Source organism: Limnospira indica PCC 8005, from assembly GCF_000973065.1.
Taxonomy (GTDB): domain Bacteria; phylum Cyanobacteriota; class Cyanobacteriia; order Cyanobacteriales; family Microcoleaceae; genus Limnospira; species Limnospira fusiformis.
In genome coordinates this window covers 5500832-5520221 of sequence record NZ_FO818640.1, presented here as the reverse complement: position 1 = coordinate 5520221, position 19390 = coordinate 5500832, and the positions used below count along the sequence as shown (strand labels likewise).

The following is a 19390-nucleotide window of genomic DNA, read 5'->3' as shown; positions in this document are numbered from 1 at the left end:
AAGTAAACCCTGGCGTTATAGCGATCGCCTTGCTAAATTAAATCTATAGCAACCGAGGAGGAGCCATAGCAGATATGAATACACCCAACTTAAATACCCAGCCAAATTTCATCTTAAAACCCATCAAAACCTGGCTCGATATTCAAGTCAAAAATCCCAAAACAGCCCGGTTAATCTGCAATTTAATCCCCGCAAAATGCCCCTTTGAACGCACTATCAAAATGTTTGGGCGTACAGTTTTACAAATTCCCCCCCTCTGCAAATTCAATCCTTTTTATGAGGAAGTTGTGGCTATGCGATTTCGCGCCCTTTGCTACTTAGCCGATGAATGTGGAGAAGATATTTCTCAGTTTTTTGTAGCCGAAGATAACCTGTCTCTCGCCCAAATTCTAGCATCATCAAGATGCTTTTTAAGAGTTGTTTCTGGTAGAGGTCCTTGGAGGTGATTCCAGGGGAGAACCTGGTTTAATTCCCAGTCTTGATTAACATAAAAATCTATGGGGGGAAGCTGTCCGCGTAATTCCTTAAACCCCCGCCGATAACTTCCGGGACTGTCCCCATAATGGCGGACTTTTTCCAAGAGATAAGATAAACGGCGATCACCTCTGGAAATTAAAGCCTGAATTACCGACCATCGATAACTTTCCGGGCGAAAATCCATCCCATTGGAGCGCAGTTTTTTCTCTAAAAACTTTAATCTTTTTTCGGCGGCTGGATTAACTCCAAACCACTGAAAAGGAGTGTGGGCTTTGGGGACAAAGGTACTACAACCCAGCGTCAGACGTAAACCAGGGGCGGCTTTTTTAATCTCCTGCATCATAGCAACTGTCGCCTCTAAATCCTCTGATTCTTCCCCCGGTATCCCCACCATACCATAGAGTTTAAGGCTTTTTAATCCTCCGGCTTTCGCATTAATGGCAGCTTGGATAATTTCATCATTATCGAGTTTTTTATTGATGATTTTACGGAGGCGATCGCTACCACTTTCCACCGCTATAGTAATACTACGAGTATCTCGTTTCGCCAAAGTAGCCGCTAGTTTCACCGTGACCGTATTGGTGCGAACTGAAGCCAAACTCAATCTCACATCATCATATTCTGGCTGACTCAGATAATCCAACAATTCGTTAAATTCGGGATGTTGAGTCACCGAAGCACCCAATAAACCCAGCCTTTTAGTGACAGTTAAACCCCGATTAATTGCCGGAATTAAAGATGATTCAAGATTCGCCGTCCGGAAAGGTAAAGTCAAATAACTAGCCAAACAAAAACGGCACATTTCTGGACAACTGCGAACCACTTCCACCATATAAATATTTTCCCAAGCCGCCAATTCCGTGACTACCGTGGAAGCTGATAGAGTATTTCCGCGATAGGTTTGTTTTTGCACCTGGGGGGGAATATCACTATCAATAGGTTTAATAGAAGCGATCGCCCCATCAGGACTGTGATAAGTCACCTCATATAAACTGGGGATATACACTCCCGGAACCTGTGCTAAGTGGCGTAATTTAGTCTGTCGGTCTGCTTGTCTAACCTGTTGATAGGCGCTGATAAAATTAGGTATTAAATCTTCGCCATCTCCCAGTAAAATCACATCAAAAAAATCAGCAAACGGTTCTGGGTTGGCCGTGAGGACAGGTCCGCCGCCAAAAACTAGGGGTTGTTGATTATCGCGCGAGTGCGATCGTCTTGGTAGCCCTAAATCTTCCAACTGCTGTAAAATGTTACTGTAGTCTAATTCCCAGGACAGAGAAAACCCTAATAATTCTGGGTTATTTGGTAGAGGTTCACTCAGATCTGTAAACAGGCGGCTAACTTGTACATCTTGACGGAGTGCTAAAGTCGCCCATACTATCTGATAACCTAGGCTAGTAATTCCCACACTGTATTCATTGGGGAAAGCCAAAATCACCGGAACCGCATTAGTTTCCGGTGTAGCTGGGGTAAATAATAAACGTTCGCGGGCGAATTTGGTAACAGTCACAGTATAAAAATTGACGTAATCAGATTGAGGATATCCATATTAGTGATATTTTAACTTAAACCACAAAATAGTCGAAGCCAATACGAAAGTCGCCACATTAGTTAGGATAATCGGTAGATCTTGAATCAGGGTCCCATATACAATCCTTGACACTCCCCGGCGTGAACGCACGGGGATTCTTTGTTCTACGACACGACTTGCTGATGCAGGATTTCTCCAACAACAGTAGAGGACTTGTCTCCCAAAGCGTTGCTCGGCACACCGAAAGTTCCGGTATGCCCTACCGTACTCAATCCTCGACTCAGAATATTTCTAGCTGCGTTTTCATCCCTATCCATTGAGCAACCACACTTACAAACGTGCGTTCTTGTGGATAGTGTTTTCTTCACAATTGCACCGCAGTTAGAGCATTCTTGGCTAGTGTATTGCGGATTTACCGCAACCGTTACTCTTTCAAAAACTTTAGCAAAGTATTCAAGCCAGACACGGAACTGATACCAAGAAGCGTCGTTGATAGACTTAGCTAAACAATGATTCTGCACCATATTTTTAATTCTCAAATCTTCGTAGGCTATCAAGTCGTTTGACTGAACTACGCACCTTGCCAACTTCACAGCATGGTCTTTACGTTGCCTACTTATTTTGAGATAGTGTTTACCTAGAATCTGTCTAGCTTTGCCTCTGTTTTTTGAACCTTTAACCTTCTTCGATACGCGACGGTGACTACGTTTTAAGACCCGTTCGCCTTTTCTCAGGAATCTAGGATTTTCAACGGTGACTCCGTTTGAATCGGTGTAATACTCTTTCAGTCCAACGTCTAAGCCAATGGTATTGCCTGTCGGCGCTGTGTTTTCTTTCCTGTCAACGTTAATACAGAATTGAACGTACACACCATCAGCACGTTTCACCAGTCTTACCCGTTTGATCTGGCTGACTTGGTAAAAGTGTAAATCGCGTGTACCTTTGATTTTGAGTTTACCAATTCCTTTTTTATCTGTGAAAGTTATTGATTTTCTGTCGTCTGCAAGTTTCCACCCGGTTGATTTATATTCAACTGAGCGACAATCTTTTTGAAACTTCGGATACCCCTTTTTACCGGGAATCTTCTTCTTGCAGTTTTCATAGAATCGAGAGATAGCTGACCAAGCTCTTTCAGCGCTGGCTTGTCTCGCTTGAGAATTGAGTTCGTCGGCAAATGGAAAAGTTGCTGCCAGCACCGCACAGTATTTGTTCAAATCGTACTTATTCTTTTTAGGATTATCCATCCAATAGCGCAAACAGCTATTGCGGACAAACTGCGCTGTACGAATGGCTTCAGCTACTGCGATGAACTGGCTTGATTTTCCGTAGGTTTTGAACTCAAAAACTAGCATGGCTCTACCTCCTATCTTATGCTAACGCCATCAGCACAAAACATTCGATATTGCCACAAAAATTTACAATTAAAGCCGTCCTAGAAGGACGGGGTTTTAGACCCAGTTTCTTGATAAAAATACCCCCGTACAGAAAATTACGAACATTCCCAGGGAGACATCACGGGTTGATTTAGTTTTCCAGGTTTTAATTGCTTGGGGAAGAAATGCAATAGTCGTCAGCATCCCCGCTAATAGCCCAATTCCAGTAATTGTGTTCATAAATTGATGAGCAAATCCTGTGCTTAATTCAATAAAAATCCCACCCAAAACGAGTGGGATATTATCAACACTTGAGTATTAACACTCAGATTTTATGGTTCTTAAATTAGAGTGAAGAACCCACACCGACGTAAGCCCCATAGAAAAACAGACCAACCACAACCAGAACACCAGTTCCGGCTACCGTGGCGATTAACCAAAGGGGAAGTTTAGCATCTCCAGACACAGCTTTATACCTCTCTATTCAAAATTGAAATTACTGGGGAAAAGGGTAAATATCTCCAAGGTATAATGGTACTTCTAGTTAGTTAAAGAAATAACTAGAAAACAGGATACCCAGGACAAAAATCAACAGCAAGCCCAGATACAGAGAGGTTCTGTTCAGTTCAACAGGCTGCTTATTGGGGTTACGACTACGATCCATGTATGTCTCCTATCGTTGAATAAACTGCATAGCGGCGATCGCACCCAGGAAGAAAACTGTAGGAACAGCCAGGGTGTGTACAGCCAACCAGCGAACCGTAAAAATCGGATAAGTTATCGGTTGGTTTTGATTTGCATTCGTCATGTTTTTAAGTTCTCCTGGATCTACTTACCAATAAATTGATCAATTTGTGTCTTGCTATCTTGGCGTTCAGTGATAATCGGTAGTTCCTGGCGCTCTTGAGTAAAATACTCATTAGGGCGAGGTGTACCAAAAGCATCATAAGCCAATCCGGTGCTGACAAATAACCATCCAGCAATAAACAAAGCCGGAATTGTCAGACTATGAATCACCCAATAACGGACACTTGTAATAATGTCACCAAACGGACGCTCACCAGTAGTACCTGCCATTTAAGTCTCTCCTGTTAACAAATCCACAACTTACAGACTCTCAATCATATTATAATAGGGTAGAGAGTCACTGATAACAAGCCAATTTTACCAACATTTTTTAAAGGCTGGTTTTGCTCTCAACTAGATGCTGAGGTGTTTCCGGTGTATCTAAGTAATGTTCCCCGTTGACCGAGTATAAATCCCCGTTCAGGACTGATAAACTCAATGCGGTAAAAATTCGAGGGAATATCTTCAACTTCCCTATCTTTTTGCCAGGCTTCACCCCCATCAAAACTACAGAGAAGGTTTCCACTACCGCCAGCGACCCAAATCTCCTCTGGGGTACGATAAGCCAAATCGAGTAATCCCCAACTGGTGGAAAACTCTGGCTTAATAGGATCACTCCACTCTTCAGGATCATTAGGATCGCTAAATCGGATTTCACCGCCGCGCGCTAACATCCACAGGCGGTTATCCTGACCAAAGCCAATTTTTTCTAGGCGTTTAGAACTATAGCGAATGTGGGGAGTCCAAGAGGTCTGTCCCGGTTCCCAAGTCGAGTAAAAATTACCCTTAGCCGAAACGGTAACATATTCGCCTTGTTCCGAGCGAGACAAGCTGCGAATCACCCCCACAGCATCTTCTACCATAGCTTGCCAAGTTTTACCGCCATCTTTAGTTTGATAGATGGCTCCGACATTAGTAGTCATTTCCGCCGCACTAGGTCCGAGGGCGACAATATTATTAGGAGCGCCGGGGAGTTTATTGCTGAGGGCGATGCGAGTCCAGGACTTACCGCCATCAGTGCTATGGAGAAGTACAGAAGGCTCACCGACAATCCATCCCTCCGAGCCACTAAAGCTAACAGAGGTCAGCAGAAGATTAGGTTCATCGAGATCTAGCTGTTTAGTTTCCCAGGTCTTACCCCCATCGTAAGTTTCTAACAAAGTGGCATTGCTACCGACAATCCAACCATGATCGGAGTTATCGACAAAATCGATATCAAATAACTTGGCATCTGTAGCCACCGGGACTAATTCCCAAGGATTATAGCTAACATCTGGCAGATAGTCACAACTTGCACAGAACAAAGCCACAGCTATCAAAATCGCCAATTTTTTCAAAAATTTAGGGAACTGCATTTGATTCAATCTGGTTAAATCCCTTAACGTAAACCATACAAACTAATAAAAAACAGAAATGCCAAAGCCAGCCCGCCAAAAATGAGAAGACTTTTCTGTTGAGAGGTTAGGGTATTGACTCCCAGACCAAACCCGAGATTCTCCTCAAATCCAGACGGACCGGAGGAGGAGCCAATATTCCTAAATTGGCTACGGGGCGCACCGCAAACGGGACAACGCCACCTAGCTGGCAGATCTTCAAATTCAGTACCTGGGGGAATATTGCCTGTAGAACTGCCTTTGGAGGGTTCATAGACGTAACCGCAGGCGTTACATTCATATCGGTCTGGGGATTTGACTTCAGTGGCTGGCTCACTCATAGTACGGACGGTCGGGGAGTTAATTATTAAAAGTCTATTACATAATATTACAGAACCTGACAAAGTTAAATCAATCTGTGGCGATCGCCCAAAATCCTCGAAATCCCCAAAATCCCCAAAATCCTCGAAATCCCCAAAATCCCCAAAATCCTCGAAATCCCCAAAATCCCCAAAATCCTCGAAATCCCCAAAATACCCAAAATACCCAAAATACCCAAAAATCTCAACAGTCCCCAAAATCCCCAAAATCCCCAAAAGCCAGTCAACAGGTTCAGCCCTGTTGGTAAGGGCGATAATCGCGGATTTCTGTTAAGATCCAACGAGAGCGATCGCGATCATCTAGTCCCACTGAACCGATCAGATCTTTGATTTATCGGTACAAGTGATCCAATAATATAAAGAACCGGTTACCAAAACTATAACTCTGCTGATCTACTGTGTTTTTTCTGAACGGTTACGAATATTTCCTGGGCTTCCTAATCATCTGTAGCCTAGTCCCGATACTAGCTCTAGGAGCCTCCAAAATCCTCCGACCCCAAAGTAGAAGCGCCACTCGTCGCATAACCTACGAGTCTGGCTGTGAACCCATAGGGGGGGCTTGGATTCAATTCAACATCCGCTACTATATGTTTGCCCTAGTCTTTGTCATCTTTGATGTAGAGACAGTATTTCTGTACCCCTGGGCGGTAGCATTTCATAGGTTAGGCCTACTAGCCTTCATAGAAGCACTCATCTTTATTACCATCCTAGTCATTGCTTTAGTGTACGCATGGCGCAAGGGTGCGTTGGAATGGTCATAGGTACGGTATTACAGGTTATAAAAATATGACAACTCAAAGTCCTTCACCGAATACAACTATCATCAACCCCATTGAGCGACCCCAGGTAACTGAGGAATTGTCGGAAAATGTGATCCTGACCACGGTTGATGATCTCTACAACTGGGCTAGATTATCTAGTCTGTGGCCGTTGCTCTATGGGACTGCCTGTTGTTTTATTGAATTTGCGGGTCTAATTGGTTCGCGGTTTGACTTCGATCGCTTTGGATTGGTGCCACGGTCTAGCCCCAGACAAGCGGATCTGTTAATTACGGCGGGAACCATCACCATGAAATATTCCCCCATGTTGGTCAGGCTTTACGAACAAATGCCGGAACCCAAATATGTGATTGCTATGGGAGCGTGTACCGTCACCGGGGGAATGTTTAGCATGGACTCCCCCACCGCAGTGCGGGGGGTAGATAAGCTGATCCCGGTAGATGTTTACATCCCCGGCTGTCCTCCTCGCCCAGAAGCGATCATTGATGCGATTATTAAACTACGCAAGAAAATCGCTAACGAATCATTCCAGGAGCGGGGAAATCTCCAACAGACCCATCGCTACTATACGCGATCGCATAATCTGAAAGTAGTCGAACCGATTTTAACCGGGGAATACTTAGAATCAACTACCCGTCAAGTCCCCCCGAAACAACTGACCGAGGCGATCGGGATGCCTGTGCCTCCCGCCCTACAAACCGAACCCATGAAAAAGGAGGAACAGCGTGGCTGAGACCGAAACCGAAGCCCCCATCATTGAAGCCGGACTCGTCTCCCAGTGGTTAAGTCAGAATGGATTTGACCATGAATTTCTGGGTCCCAATCATGTGGGAGTCGAGATGATTAAAGTAGACCGGGATTATTTAATTCCCCTAGCTACTGCCTTATATGCCTATGGTTTCAACTATCTACGGTGTCAGTGTGCCTATGATATGGGACCAGGGGAAGATTTAGTCAGCACCTACCATCTCGCCAAAGTTCAGAACAATGTGGAACAACTAGAGGAAGTTTGCGTCAAAGTTTTCGTTCCCCGAAGCGACCCAAAAGTTCCCTCAGTTTATTGGATTTGGAAGGCAGCGGACTTCCAAGAACGCGAGTCCTATGATATGTATGGTATCGTCTACGAAGGCCATCCTAACCTGAAGCGGATTTTAATGCCAGAAGATTGGGTAGGCTGGCCACTTCGGAAAGACTATATCTCGCCAGACTTCCATGAATTGCAAGATGCGTATTAGTGGATTAGTGGAGTGTTATAGTTTTTTTCAGGTCAGACCATAACCGTTATGGTTGTTGACTGTTAAGAACAGTGGGTAGCCCTAGAGCGCCCACCACTCCCCTGGGGCGGAAATGAGGATGTCCCCCATTCACAACCCAATTGCAATCTTTCTCAAAAGTCTGGTATATTTTCTTAGGCTCATGCTGTTATATTCAATGTGGTCTTAAGAATACGCACTCAGAGCAAGCGAGTGTATTCTGTTGGGATTAAGTCAAGGAACATAGACTTGATCTTGCAAAAACTGTCTTAGTCCAACATTTTGGTGGAGGAGTTCAAGCTAATGTCAAACCTTACAGGTACTAGTTTTATAGATGTCAACCGCACTGGCGTATTCGATCCTGGTGATCTGCCAATAGCTAATGCTGCGGTATTCACAGATTTGCCGCCTTTTGATGGTATATACCAACCGGATCAAGGTGAACGGAGCGCCATTACTGGTCAGGATGGCAGCTTTGTAATCACTGATTTACAGACTTTAGGAGCCGGTACTCCGTTCCAACTGCAACAAATCCCTCCTGCTGATGGTAGTGTCAGCAGTCCTGGGAACAACCTACCCCTCCCTTTCACCGTTCCCGCCGATCCGACCCAGAACATAGGCCCAGTTGCCATTGCTAACTTGCCTCCCGATGTCCCTGTACCTTCAGTTCCCCCCATTACCAGCAAGGGTAACATCCAAGGTCGGACTTTCGTAGATAACAATGTTGATGGCATCTTTAATCTTGACGAACCTGTTGTCGGTGGTATTCCTCTGTTCCTTGACTTAGACGGTAACGGAGCCTGGACAGCCAACGAACCTATTACAGTAAGCCGTCCCGATGGTTCTTATTCCTTCAATAATCTGACTCCGGGAACCTACCAACTGCGGCCCCTATTGCCTGGGAACGACGTACCCCCAGGATTAGGTGGTGTAACTAGCTTTGCAGATAGATTAGTTGCCACTAATGATGATCCAAAATTAGTTAACGTTTCAGCCGGTGCTGTTACCTTCCAGGACTTGGGCTATGTAGTTCCCGGAAGCATCTACGGTTTCGTAGTTTCCGACTTAAACAGTAACGGTGTTGCCGATCCCGGAGAAGCAGGTATCCCTGGCATTACGGTGTCTGGCGGCGGAAGAACTGCGGTTACAGATGCCAATGGTTTCTACATCCTTGATGTAGATGCGAGATTCCCCACCTTCTCGGATGCGGAGTTAGCCCAAAATCCCTACCTACACTATGTACTTTCCAACGAGCCTGGGTTGTTGACAGAAAGTTTTGCAGTCGAGGTGGTTAATCCTCCTGGTAACTTGGTAGCTACCGGACCTGATCCTGATTTTGATGTGGCTTTGGGTCGTGGTGGAGCCGCACAAAAGAACTTTTTCTTTAACGTTCCCCCCAGCCTGGTGGGAGGTCCTGGAGTTCCAGATAGTATCACTGGCTTTGTGTTCACCGATGTTAACATTGACAGTGCCTACCAAGTTGGTGAACCCCTCCTGGAAGGTGTAACCGTTTACCTGGATCTGAATAAAGACGGACAGTTAAACAGCGGTCCCCTGCGTGACCCAGTAACTGGGGCTGTGATTCTGGATCCTAACGGCAACCCATTCCCGGCTGAACCCAGTACAGTAACTGGCCCTGGCGGTAATTTTGGCTTCTTTAATGTCTCCCGCTGGTTGCCCTTTATCGAACCTGGGGATGTTGAATTTCAGGTCCGGGTGGAAGCACCTGCTTCGTTGCCTTTCGTCACCACTCCCGATGTATCAATCTTTGGTGGAGGGTTGGGAGTTTTGGCGGAAGTGGGCGCATCTGGCGTAGCCTTCGGTATGTCCCAGTTCCCCGTTTAGCTTCTCGCGGAGAAGCCCCGCGCTGTAGTTTTCGATTCAGGGTCGGGTAGTTCACGCGCAGTATTCTGGCAGCGTTGCTGATTCAGGAGTCAAAATAGGCGTAAAAATATAATGGCGAACATCCCAGGCAGAAGGTTGGCTTGGGATGTTTTTTGTTTTGTATCAAAATACTCAATTTTTGTGGTAAGGAGGTATTATTATATAGCGAGAGGGTTAACGGGGGTTTAAAAGATTAAAAGTTGTCTAAACTGTCAACGATCGCAACGTTTCCCGCTAATGTCTTCACCCTAGACAATGGTTTAACCGTCATTCATCAGGAAATTCCAGCTACACCGGTGGTCGTGGTAGATGTTTGGGTTAGGGCGGGAGCCACAAGAGAGCCAGAGCTTTGGTCGGGGATGGCTCATTTTCTGGAGCACATGATTTTTAAGGGGACTGAAAAAATCGCCCCCGGTTTGTTCGACTGGGTAATTGAAAGCCGAGGGGGGGTGGCTAATGCAGCTACAAGCCACGACTATGCCCATTTTTTCATTACCAGCGCCGCCCAGTATTTAGAGGAAACCCTGTCTCCGCTGGCTGATTTACTGCTGCACGCGGCGATACCTGATGATGAGTTTGTGCGAGAACGTTCGGTGGTGTTAGAAGAACTGCGCCAATCTCAGGATAGCCCAGATTGGATAGAGTTTCAAGCGATGATGGAAACTCTCTATGGTAATCATCCCTATGGGCGATCGGTTTTGGGGACGGAAGCGACTCTGATGCCGCGAACTCCTGACGAAATGCGGCAGTTTCATCGCTGTCACTACCAACCGGAAAATATGGCGGTAGTGATTGTTGGGGGAGTCTCGGAAAAGCGATCGCAAGATTTAGTTTCGGAGGCTTTTGGTTCATTTTACCACCGGGAAGAATGCCCGATCACAAACGGTTATCATCAACCGCAACTGAGGGGTATCCTGCATGAGGAACTACTACTACCTAATGTAGAACAACCTCGGATAACTATGGCTTGGTCAGGACCTGGGGTTGAAAACATACGACATGGCTACGGACTAGACCTAATCTCAGTTTTATTAGCAGAGGGGAGAACTTCTCGCCTAGTGCAATTATTACGGGAAGATAGACAGCTAGTAGACTGTATCAGTAGCGGTTTCTCCCTACAGCGGGAGTCGAGTCTATTTACGATTAATGCGTGTTTAGATATTGACAATATCGAAGAAGTTGAACACCTAATCTGCGAGTGTTTAGCGAATTTAGCAGCAACTCCGATGTCGTCAGCGGAACTCGATCGCTGTAAGCGTTTACTGTGTAATGACTACGCCTTCTCAACGGAAACACCGGGACAATTAGCGGGTTTATATGGCTATTATTTCACAGTAGCGAAACCAGAGATTTCGGTAAGTTATCCCCACCAAATCAAATCCCTAGAAGCGGAGGAATTACAGGAGATTGCGAAAACTTACCTGAGCCAGGAACGATATGCGATGACTGTAGTGAAGCCCATATAATTAATAATTAATAATTAATAATTAATAATTAATAATTAATTGTAGGTGGGGTGAAACCCAACAGAGTAGGTTGGGTGAAGTAGGTTGGGTGAAACCCAACAGAGTAGTTAATAATTAATAATTAATAATTAATAATTAATAATTAATTGTAGGTGGGGTGAAACCCAACAGAGTAGGTTGGGTGAAGTAGGTTGGGTGAAACCCAACAGAGTAGTTAATAATTAATAATTAATAATTAATAATTAATAATTAATTGTAGGTGGGGTGAAACCCAACAGAGTAGGTTGGGTAAAGTAGGTTGGGTGAAACCCAACAGAGTAGGTTGGGTAAAGGGCAGGGAAAGCGAAGTCCATGGGATTGATTGATGATGTAATTTAGGCTTATGATGTTTGGTTGTAGTCCTGACCGAGCGATCGCCACTATGTCCATGATTGCGGAATCCCCATTTAGTCCCGAAGAAATAGCCTCAGAAGGCTTAAAACCCGAAGAGTATGAGGAAATCTACCAAAGACTAGGCAGACACCCCAACAAAGCCGAATTAGGGATGTTTGGGGTAATGTGGAGTGAACATTGCTGCTACAAAAATTCTCGCCCTCTCCTGAGCCAATTTCCCACCAGTGGCGATCGCATTCTTGTCGGTCCAGGAGAAAACGCCGGAGTAGTAGACTTTGGGGACGGTATCCACCTAGCCTTCAAAATAGAATCCCATAATCATCCCAGTGCGATCGAACCATTCCAAGGAGCAGCCACCGGAGTGGGGGGAATTTTGCGGGATATTTTCACCATGGGAGCGCGTCCGATCGCCGTACTCAACGCCCTGCGATTCGGTTCCCTAGAAGACCCCAAGACCCAGCCAATTTTACTGGGAGTAGTCGCCGGAATTTCCAACTATGGTAACTGTTTTGGAGTCCCAACCGTGGGGGGAGATGTATATTTTGACAGCTATTATAGCGGCAACCCCCTAGTGAACGCCATGGCGATCGGCATCATGGAAACCCCAGAGATAGTTAAATCCGGTGCTGCTGGTATTGGTAACCCAGTGCTGTATGTAGGTTCAACCACCGGAAGGGACGGAATGGGAGGCGCAAGTTTTGCAAGTAGCGAACTCAGCGAAGAGTCCATAGCCGATCGCCCTGCTGTACAAGTAGGAGACCCATTTTTAGAAAAATCCCTAGTCGAAGCCTGTTTAGAAGCCTTTAAAACCGGGGCTGTAGTCGCCGCCCAGGACATGGGAGCGGCTGGAATCACCTGTTCCACCTCGGAAATGGCTGCTAAAGGGGGAGTCGGTATCGAACTAGATTTAGACCTAATCCCCGTGCGAGAGACGGGAATGGTCCCTTATGAATATTTATTATCCGAATCCCAGGAGAGAATGTTATTTGTCGTCCACAAAGGACGGGAATCAGAATTAATTGAGATTTTCCATCGTTGGGGACTACAAGCGGTCGTCGCCGGAAAGGTGATTCCAGAAGCGATCGTGCGGATTTTGTTTAAAGGTGAAATCGCCGCCGAAATCCCCTCCACAGCTTTAGCTGATAATACCCCCATTTATCACCGGGAATTGATGTCAGAACCTCCCGAATATGCCCAAACCGCCTGGGCGTGGTCGCCGGAAACTTTACCCGCCACCACAGTATCAGGGATGGAAATAGAAAATCAACTGGTAACTTGGAATCAGGTATTATTGAATCTCTTAGATACCCCATCGATCGCCTCTAAGTCTTGGGTATATCGTCAATATGACCACCAAGTGCAAAATAATACCGTCATTGTACCGGGTGGCGCTGATGCGGCGGTGGTGCGGTTGCGCCCTCAAGAACCCATTGGCAATAATCCCGGTAAAATTTGGCCGGGGGTGGCTGCCACTGTTGATTGTAACGCCCGCCATGTCTATCTTGACCCCTACGAAGGCGCTAAGGCTGTGGTTGCAGAGGCGGCGCGGAATTTAAGTTGTGTCGGGGCTGAACCTGTGGCGGTGACGGATAACCTCAATTTTGGTAGCCCGGAACATCCTATTGGTTATTGGCAATTAGCACAAGCCTGTAAGGGCATTTCTGAGGGCTGTAAGGCGTTTTCTACTCCGGTGACGGGGGGGAACGTTTCTCTGTATAACGAGACTCTGGACGCGCAAGGAAAGCCACAGGCAATATATCCGACTCCCGTGGTGGGAATGGTGGGATTATTGCCAGATCCGGCTCTCGCTTGTGGTCAAAGTTGGCAACAACCAGGAGATTTGATTTATCTGTTGGGGGTGGCTAATTGGTTGGCTGATGAGGATCATGGTTATATTACCCTGGGAGGATCGGAGTATTTGGCGGTAATACATAATCTGGTGGCGGGTAAGCCTCCTCGGGTCGATTTTGACTTGGAACTAATGGTTCAAAAGGTTTGTCGCCAGGGAATTCGTAACGGTTGGGTGCGATCGGCTCATGATTGCGCTGAGGGAGGCTTGGCGATCGCTTTGGCAGAATGTTGCATTGGCAACCGATTGGGGGCTACCATTAACCTAGGGTTAACCTCAGATCCTTGGCAACGCTGGGATACGATCCTGTTTGGTGAGGGGGGAGCTAGGATTTTGGTTTCCGTTCCTACTCAACACCAGCAGGCTTGGGAGGGTTATCTGCAAGAAATCTGGGTGAGCGATCGCCAATTTTGGCATCACTTGGGTACAGTGACCGCAGTTGACTCGTCTTTGCAAATTCTAGCCGATGATAACACCAGTTTAATTGGGGTTAATGTGGCGGAAATGGCCGATCGCTATAATTATGCGATCGAACGTCGTCTATCTTAAAATTCCCTCCGGGGGATTTGTTTATCAGCCTATCGGCGATCGCATCTCATTTGCTACCGATATAAGAGATAACTGATAATTGGTAATTGACAGTTATTAACTATCCTATCTCTTGCGGTTTTCACCAACTCAGTTAACATCACAAGATTACCATGATTCCTAATAAGTCCCATGTGACCGATGACCAGTTTCACACCGAGCTAATCCCCGATAAACCAGAGGAAGCCTGCGGTGTGTTTGGGGTTTATGCTCCCGGTCAAGATGTGGCAAAATTAACTTATTTTGGGCTATATGCTCTCCAACATCGAGGTCAAGAGTCAGCCGGAATAGCGACCTTTGAAGGAGAAAATCTGCATTTATATAAAAATATGGGGCTGGTTTCCCAAGTATTTAATGAGTCTATTTTACAACAGTTAAAAGGTGATTTAGCCGTAGGTCATACACGCTATTCGACCACTGGTTCTAGTCGCATCGTTAATGCTCAACCTGCGGTTTCCGAAACTAGACTGGGACCTGTTGCTGTCGCTCATAATGGTAACTTAGTTAATACTGCTGAATTGCGGGAGGAAATGAGTAGACGAAAGTTTGATTTTGTCAGCACTACCGACACCGAATTAATTGCTTTGGCGATCGCTTCCGAAATTAATGGCGGTAAGGATTGGTTAGAAGCTAGTATTACCGCTTTTCAAATGTGTGAGGGAGCCTATAGTTTGGCTATTGGTACTCCCGTCAGTTTAATGGGAGTCCGAGACCCACACGGAGTCAGACCTTTAGTAATTGGAACTTTGGGAACTAATCCCCAAAGATATGTTTTGGCTTCCGAAACCTGCGGCTTGGATATTATTGGCGCTGAATATCTCCGAGATGTTGAACCGGGAGAATTGGTTTGGATTACTGATCAGGGGATTTCCTCATTCCATTGGAGTCAAAAACCTGCGCGGAAATTGTGTATTTTTGAAATGATTTATTTCTCCCGTCCTGATAGTGTCGTCGAAGGAGAAAGTTTGTATAGTTATCGTATGAGAATTGGTCGGGTTCTGGCGACTGAATCTTCTGTTGATGCTGATATGGTTATTGGAGTACCTGATTCCGGTATCCCAGCAGCGATCGGCTTTTCTCAACAGTCGGGAATTCCTTATGCGGAAGGATTGATTAAAAACCGTTATGTCGGTCGCACCTTTATTCAACCTACCCAAGTTATGCGAGAGTCCGGTATTAAAATGAAGTTGAATACCCTGAAAGATGTCCTGGAAGGAAAACGGGTAATTATGGTTGATGATTCCATTGTTAGGGGGACTACTAGCCGTAAAATTGTTAAGGCTTTACGAGATGCTGGTGCGACTGAAGTACACATGAGAATTTCATCGCCTCCCGTCACTCATCCCTGTTTCTATGGGATTGATACCGATAACCAGGACCAGTTAATTGCGGCGACTAAATCTGTCGCGGAAATTCAAGAACAAATAGGCGTCGATTCTTTGGCTTATCTCAGTTGGGAAGGTATGCTAAATGCTACTAAACAAGACCCCTCGACTTTCTGTTCCGCTTGTTTTACGGGGGATTACCCTATTGATGTACCGGAACCCGTTAAACGCTCTAAATTGATGTTAGAAACGCCTCCGGTTAAAGCCTAAAATGCTCCCCGATTTCATGGTGATTTATGGACTATAACCCCAATTCCGCCAATTATTAACTCCTAGATGAAACTGCTTTCAGTCGAACATTTTAACCTCAAGTTACCCGCTAATCTTAACCTCCGAAAAGTGCGCTATATCTCCCTGTCTCTATTCAGTGGGATATTGATGGGGTTGGCTACCGAACCTCTGGGGTGGTGGCTAGTGGCTTGGGTGGCTTTTGTTCCTCTGTGGGTTATGGTGGTGGAAGCCAAAAGACGGGGACGAATACCCTGGGAAATAACCGCTGGTTGGGGTGTTGGCTATTATGGCTTTTCCCTGTTTTGGATGACCGGAATTCACCCCATGACCAGTCTGGGAGTTCCCTGGTTGGCTAGTTTGGCGATCGCTATATTTTCCTGGGTTTTTATTACCCTCTGGGGAACAGCGATCGTCATCGTTTGGGGATGGTTATTTGCGAAATTAATGCCATTAAATATCGGCGCTAAAACCTCCTTAATTAGAATCATAATAGGGACGGCTTTATGGTGTGCTTTAGAAGCCGTTTGGAGTGGGGGTCCCCTGTGGTGGTCAACACTCGCTTTAACCCAAAGTTTCGGTAATTTGGTGATTCTCCATTTGGGTCAAATCTCAGGACCTAATACCGTTGTGGCTACTATATTAGTCGTCAATGGGACTGTAGCTGAACTCTGGTTAACACATAAACAGCAGAAATCGTCACTCTATTTAATTCCTGTCGGAATATTTGCGATCGCTCATTTAATCGGATTGAGTCTCTACAATATCCCCCTAAATTCTGACCCCGAAACTTCTCTGAGAGTCGGAGTTATTCAAGGGAATATCCCTAATGAAATTAAACTCAATCCCCAGGGTTTTCGACAGGCTTTAAATGGATACACGCGGGGATATTTAGAATTGGCGGCGCGGGGTGTCGATGCAGTCTTAACCCCCGAAACCGCTTTGCCTTTTGTCTGGAACAGACATGACAGCTATCACTACAATTATAGCTTATATCAGGCGATTTTGCAACAAGGTGTTATAGCTTGGGTGGGGGGATTTGGCGAGACCGAAGGGGGATTAACTAATAGTTTATTTACCATTAATGGTGAAGGGGAAATTATCGGTCAATATGACAAAACTCATTTAGTTCCCCTGGGTGAATATATCCCCTTTGATGCCATTCTGGGAAGGGTCATTAATCGTCTGTCACCCCTGGAAGCGCGGTTAGTCGCCGGGGAAAAACAACAAAAATTTGAGACTGGTTGGGGAAAAGCGATCGCTGGAATTTGCTACGATTCCGCCTTTGCTGACCATTTCCGCCGTCAAGTAGCAGCAGGAGGGGAATTTATCCTAACAGCCTCTAATGATGCTCATTATGCCACTATGATGCTATCACAACATCACGCCCAAGATGTGATGCGCGCCATAGAAGGCGATCGCTGGACAGTTAGGGCTACTAATACAGGTTATTCTGGCATTATCGACCCCCACGGTCGCACCTTATGGATTTCTGGTATCAATACCTACGAAATCCATGACCATATCATTTACCGCCGCCATAGCCAAACCCTTTATGTCCGTTGGGGAGACTGGTTAACTTTCCTTTTACTAGCCATAAGTGCGATCGTCATTTTCTGGAATCGTTTTCTGCCATTAGCGATACCACAAAATAGGCGCTAATATTAATATCATGGTTAGAGCTGATAAATCGCTGCCAATTTCTTCCTTTGTTAGCCTTAGTCACACAGGAAACAAGAATCGGCTAGATTGCCTTTCCGCCGCCAGCTATAGCTAGGCGGTTTCCCAGCTACCGGAGATATTCCATGACACAATCACAACGCCCCCCAGCCCCCCCGCGTCCACCTAGCCCACCTGCACCCCCTCGCCCACCTGCACCGGGCGCTCAGAAAAGTAGCCCTCCACCTGCACCCGCCCAAGCAGCAAGTCCCGTCGCCGTGGGAATTACCAGCAGAGGACCAGGACCTAGCCCCGGACAGCCAACCTTGCGAGAGATTGTCCAACGCGCCGATGAGTTAGGCGCATCTGATGTTCACTTAGGGGTTAATGAAACACCTCGCCTGAGATACCGAGGCGATATGACCCCCCAAGAAGATTGGCCAGTCACAGACCTTAATAGCTTTATGAGTTGGCTACGGGAGGTCTTAACCGATGAGGAAATCCATCAGTTTCAGGAAAACCTAGACTTTGACGGAGCCGCAGATTTAGGCTTTGTGCGGATTCGGATTAGTATTTTTGACTCTCTCAGTGGTCCGGCGATGGTGCTGCGGCTAATTGGTGCTACCATCCTCACCCTAGAACAGTTGAAATTACCCGAGGTTTTTAAAAAAATCTGTAACTATCACAAGGGGTTGATGTTGATTACCGGCCCGACGGGTTCAGGTAAGTCTACTACCATGGCCGCGATGATTGATTACATCAATAAAAACTACGCCTATCACATCATCACCATTGAAGACCCGGTGGAGTTTGTACACCAAAGCCGAAAATCCCTGATTAAACACCGGGAAGTTGGACGACATACCCTCAAGTTTTTTAATGCTCTCAAGGGGGCTTTGCGTCAAGACCCTGATATGATGCTGGTGGGGGAAATTCGGGACAAGGAAACCATGCAGATTGCCATTAAAGCTGCATCAACAGGTCACTTGGTAGCTGGAACCCTCCACACTAACAGCGCCATTAAGACCCTAACCCGGGTTTTGGATATGTTCTCGGCTGAGGAACAGTTATCAATTAAAACCGCACTGGGGGAAACTTTGGTCGCAATTATTGCTCAACTGTTGTGTAAGACGACAGATGGCAAGCGGGCCGCCTTCCATGACATCCTCATCAACACCGATGTAATCAAAGAGTATATCATGAAGGATCAGTATGAGGAAATTAACCAGATTATGCTCAAAGATACTTATGAAGGGATGACGACTATGAACAGATCCCTTTATGAATTGTATCAAGAGGGGCGCATCACTGAGGAAATTTGTCTGGATGTGTCGCCTTTCCCCAACGAGATGAGTCAGATGCTACGGGGTAGAGTCTAACAAAAGTGTAAAGTTTTGACCATTAGCCCGAACTCTGAAATACACTATAAATGGTCTAATCTTAAATAAGGTTGCTCTCCTGGGCAACCTGAGTCGTTTTTGGCAAACAGTTATAACTGTCAGCACCCCCGGCTGAAGCACGGGGGCTTCGTGCCCCCCTTTCAGGTAGCTGACCAGCTATAGCCTTAACTGGCTCCGTTCAGAGCAAGAGTTAAAGTTCCTACCCTGGAATGCGTGCTAGTTCCAGGCCCTAGAACCGAATCGTTAAACATCTCTAAGGGGTTAAGGACGTGCGATTTGGATAGTACCGACTCTGAACATTGGCGTTCGCGCAGCGTGCGCGTTAGCGCAAGCGCAAACATTACCCCGCAAGGGAGTCGGAGCCAACCATAGCTCCATGGAGGGGCAACCATACCCCTCCACCCCGCAAGGGGGTGCTGGCGGCGGTCAGCCGCTTGAGTCGGTTTTCCTCTCCGTGATCAATCACGGAGCTTCCAACCCTCCCAGGAGTTTTACGTGAGCGCATATCATTGAGTTTTACCCCCTT

General features: G+C 46.2%; 19 protein-coding genes and 1 pseudogene. 11 read left to right on the top strand and 9 right to left on the bottom strand.

Going from position 1 to position 19390, the window contains the following annotated elements; all coding sequences use genetic code 11:
* Positions 1-74: 74 nt before the first annotated feature.
* Positions 75-362 (top strand): annotated as a pseudogene (locus tag XZ46_RS30995) (Mo-dependent nitrogenase C-terminal domain-containing protein); the annotation flags it as partial.
* Here XZ46_RS30995 and XZ46_RS24430 read toward each other — a convergent pair.
* The 9 genes from XZ46_RS24430 to XZ46_RS24400 form a co-directional block, all read right to left on the bottom strand.
* Positions 347-1987: a B12-binding domain-containing radical SAM protein gene (locus XZ46_RS24430; RefSeq protein ID WP_008055462.1), complete on the bottom strand. Its 1641-nt coding sequence runs from the start codon at positions 1985-1987 to the stop codon at positions 347-349. The pseudogene XZ46_RS30995 and the gene XZ46_RS24430 sit on opposite strands and share 16 nt — an antisense overlap.
* A gap of 185 nt (positions 1988-2172) precedes the next feature.
* Positions 2173-3360, bottom strand: a complete 1188-nt coding sequence (locus tag XZ46_RS24425; RefSeq protein WP_008055465.1) for an RNA-guided endonuclease InsQ/TnpB family protein — start codon at positions 3358-3360, stop codon at positions 2173-2175.
* A 96-nt stretch (positions 3361-3456) separates the two neighbouring features.
* Positions 3457-3621, bottom strand: coding sequence for a PQ-loop domain-containing transporter (locus XZ46_RS24420; protein WP_046318632.1), 165 nt, complete (start codon positions 3619-3621; stop codon positions 3457-3459).
* Between the two features lie 106 nt (positions 3622-3727).
* Positions 3728-3847, bottom strand: coding sequence for a photosystem II reaction center protein J (locus XZ46_RS30990; RefSeq protein WP_008055469.1), 120 nt, complete (start codon positions 3845-3847; stop codon positions 3728-3730).
* A gap of 78 nt (positions 3848-3925) precedes the next feature.
* On the bottom strand, positions 3926-4045 hold the full coding sequence (gene psbL, locus XZ46_RS30985; RefSeq protein ID WP_006616835.1) for a photosystem II reaction center protein PsbL: 120 nt from the start codon (positions 4043-4045) through the stop codon (positions 3926-3928).
* A 9-nt stretch (positions 4046-4054) separates the two neighbouring features.
* Positions 4055-4189, bottom strand: a complete 135-nt coding sequence (gene psbF, locus XZ46_RS24415; RefSeq protein WP_006616834.1) for a cytochrome b559 subunit beta — start codon at positions 4187-4189, stop codon at positions 4055-4057.
* 20 nt (positions 4190-4209) lie between these two features.
* Entirely contained in the window at positions 4210-4458 is a 249-nt protein-coding gene (psbE, locus tag XZ46_RS24410) for a cytochrome b559 subunit alpha (RefSeq protein WP_006623155.1), read from the bottom strand.
* 119 nt (positions 4459-4577) lie between these two features.
* On the bottom strand, positions 4578-5582 hold the full coding sequence (locus XZ46_RS24405; protein WP_006670545.1) for a photosynthesis system II assembly factor Ycf48: 1005 nt from the start codon (positions 5580-5582) through the stop codon (positions 4578-4580).
* A 23-nt stretch (positions 5583-5605) separates the two neighbouring features.
* Positions 5606-5941 carry a rubredoxin gene (locus XZ46_RS24400; protein ID WP_035759049.1) on the bottom strand — a complete coding sequence of 112 codons (336 nt, stop codon included), beginning with the start codon at positions 5939-5941 and terminating at the stop codon, positions 5606-5608.
* A gap of 77 nt (positions 5942-6018) precedes the next feature.
* Between XZ46_RS24400 and XZ46_RS34800 the strand changes: the two genes are divergently transcribed.
* From XZ46_RS34800 to XZ46_RS24350, 10 genes are all read left to right on the top strand, one after another.
* Positions 6019-6228, top strand: a complete 210-nt coding sequence (locus XZ46_RS34800) for a hypothetical protein (protein WP_008055477.1) — start codon at positions 6019-6021, stop codon at positions 6226-6228.
* 150 nt (positions 6229-6378) lie between these two features.
* Positions 6379-6741 carry a photosynthetic/respiratory NAD(P)H-quinone oxidoreductase subunit C gene (gene ndhC, locus XZ46_RS24390; protein WP_006616830.1) on the top strand — a complete coding sequence of 121 codons (363 nt, stop codon included), beginning with the start codon at positions 6379-6381 and terminating at the stop codon, positions 6739-6741.
* 25 nt (positions 6742-6766) lie between these two features.
* Positions 6767-7492, top strand: coding sequence for a photosynthetic/respiratory NAD(P)H-quinone oxidoreductase subunit K (gene ndhK / locus XZ46_RS24385; protein ID WP_006623158.1), 726 nt, complete (start codon positions 6767-6769; stop codon positions 7490-7492).
* Positions 7485-7994, top strand: coding sequence for an NAD(P)H-quinone oxidoreductase subunit J (locus XZ46_RS24380; protein ID WP_006623159.1), 510 nt, complete (start codon positions 7485-7487; stop codon positions 7992-7994). Before ndhK ends, XZ46_RS24380 begins: the two co-directional genes overlap by 8 nt.
* 321 nt (positions 7995-8315) lie before the next feature.
* On the top strand, positions 8316-9857 hold the full coding sequence (locus XZ46_RS24375) for an SdrD B-like domain-containing protein (RefSeq protein ID WP_008055479.1): 1542 nt from the start codon (positions 8316-8318) through the stop codon (positions 9855-9857).
* A gap of 239 nt (positions 9858-10096) precedes the next feature.
* Entirely contained in the window at positions 10097-11362 is a 1266-nt protein-coding gene (locus XZ46_RS24370) for a M16 family metallopeptidase (protein ID WP_008055480.1), read from the top strand.
* Between the two features lie 421 nt (positions 11363-11783).
* On the top strand, positions 11784-14153 hold the full coding sequence (gene purL / locus XZ46_RS24365; protein WP_048895475.1) for a phosphoribosylformylglycinamidine synthase subunit PurL: 2370 nt from the start codon (positions 11784-11786) through the stop codon (positions 14151-14153).
* Positions 14154-14305: 152 nt separating this feature from the next.
* Positions 14306-15787 (top strand): amidophosphoribosyltransferase, encoded by a 1482-nt coding sequence (gene purF, locus XZ46_RS24360; RefSeq protein ID WP_008055482.1) that lies wholly within the window; start codon positions 14306-14308, stop codon positions 15785-15787.
* 66 nt (positions 15788-15853) lie between these two features.
* A complete protein-coding gene (lnt, locus tag XZ46_RS24355; RefSeq protein ID WP_008055483.1) occupies positions 15854-17467 on the top strand; it encodes an apolipoprotein N-acyltransferase in 1614 nt (537 codons plus the stop codon).
* Between the two features lie 143 nt (positions 17468-17610).
* A complete protein-coding gene (locus tag XZ46_RS24350; RefSeq protein ID WP_006618469.1) occupies positions 17611-18843 on the top strand; it encodes a type IV pilus twitching motility protein PilT in 1233 nt (410 codons plus the stop codon).
* Positions 18844-19390: the final 547 nt, after the last annotated feature.

What these genes read in the sequence shown, in the direction of transcription:
- psbF (WP_006616834.1), bottom strand. Translation starts at nt 4,189, where the DNA reads ATGACGAATGCAAATCAAAACCAACCGATAACTTATCCGATTTTTACG.
- lnt (WP_008055483.1), top strand. Translation starts at nt 15,854, where the DNA reads ATGAAACTGCTTTCAGTCGAACATTTTAACCTCAAGTTACCCGCTAAT.
- purF (WP_008055482.1), top strand. Translation starts at nt 14,306, where the DNA reads ATGATTCCTAATAAGTCCCATGTGACCGATGACCAGTTTCACACCGAG.
- psbE (WP_006623155.1), bottom strand. Translation starts at nt 4,458, where the DNA reads ATGGCAGGTACTACTGGTGAGCGTCCGTTTGGTGACATTATTACAAGT.
- XZ46_RS24405 (WP_006670545.1), bottom strand. Translation starts at nt 5,582, where the DNA reads ATGCAGTTCCCTAAATTTTTGAAAAAATTGGCGATTTTGATAGCTGTG.
- XZ46_RS24420 (WP_046318632.1), bottom strand. Translation starts at nt 3,621, where the DNA reads ATGAACACAATTACTGGAATTGGGCTATTAGCGGGGATGCTGACGACT.
- XZ46_RS24425 (WP_008055465.1), bottom strand. Translation starts at nt 3,360, where the DNA reads ATGCTAGTTTTTGAGTTCAAAACCTACGGAAAATCAAGCCAGTTCATC.
- ndhK (WP_006623158.1), top strand. Translation starts at nt 6,767, where the DNA reads ATGACAACTCAAAGTCCTTCACCGAATACAACTATCATCAACCCCATT.
- psbL (WP_006616835.1), bottom strand. Translation starts at nt 4,045, where the DNA reads ATGGATCGTAGTCGTAACCCCAATAAGCAGCCTGTTGAACTGAACAGA.
- purL (WP_048895475.1), top strand. Translation starts at nt 11,784, where the DNA reads ATGTCCATGATTGCGGAATCCCCATTTAGTCCCGAAGAAATAGCCTCA.
- XZ46_RS24400 (WP_035759049.1), bottom strand. Translation starts at nt 5,941, where the DNA reads ATGAGTGAGCCAGCCACTGAAGTCAAATCCCCAGACCGATATGAATGT.
- XZ46_RS24375 (WP_008055479.1), top strand. Translation starts at nt 8,316, where the DNA reads ATGTCAAACCTTACAGGTACTAGTTTTATAGATGTCAACCGCACTGGC.
- XZ46_RS24350 (WP_006618469.1), top strand. Translation starts at nt 17,611, where the DNA reads ATGACACAATCACAACGCCCCCCAGCCCCCCCGCGTCCACCTAGCCCA.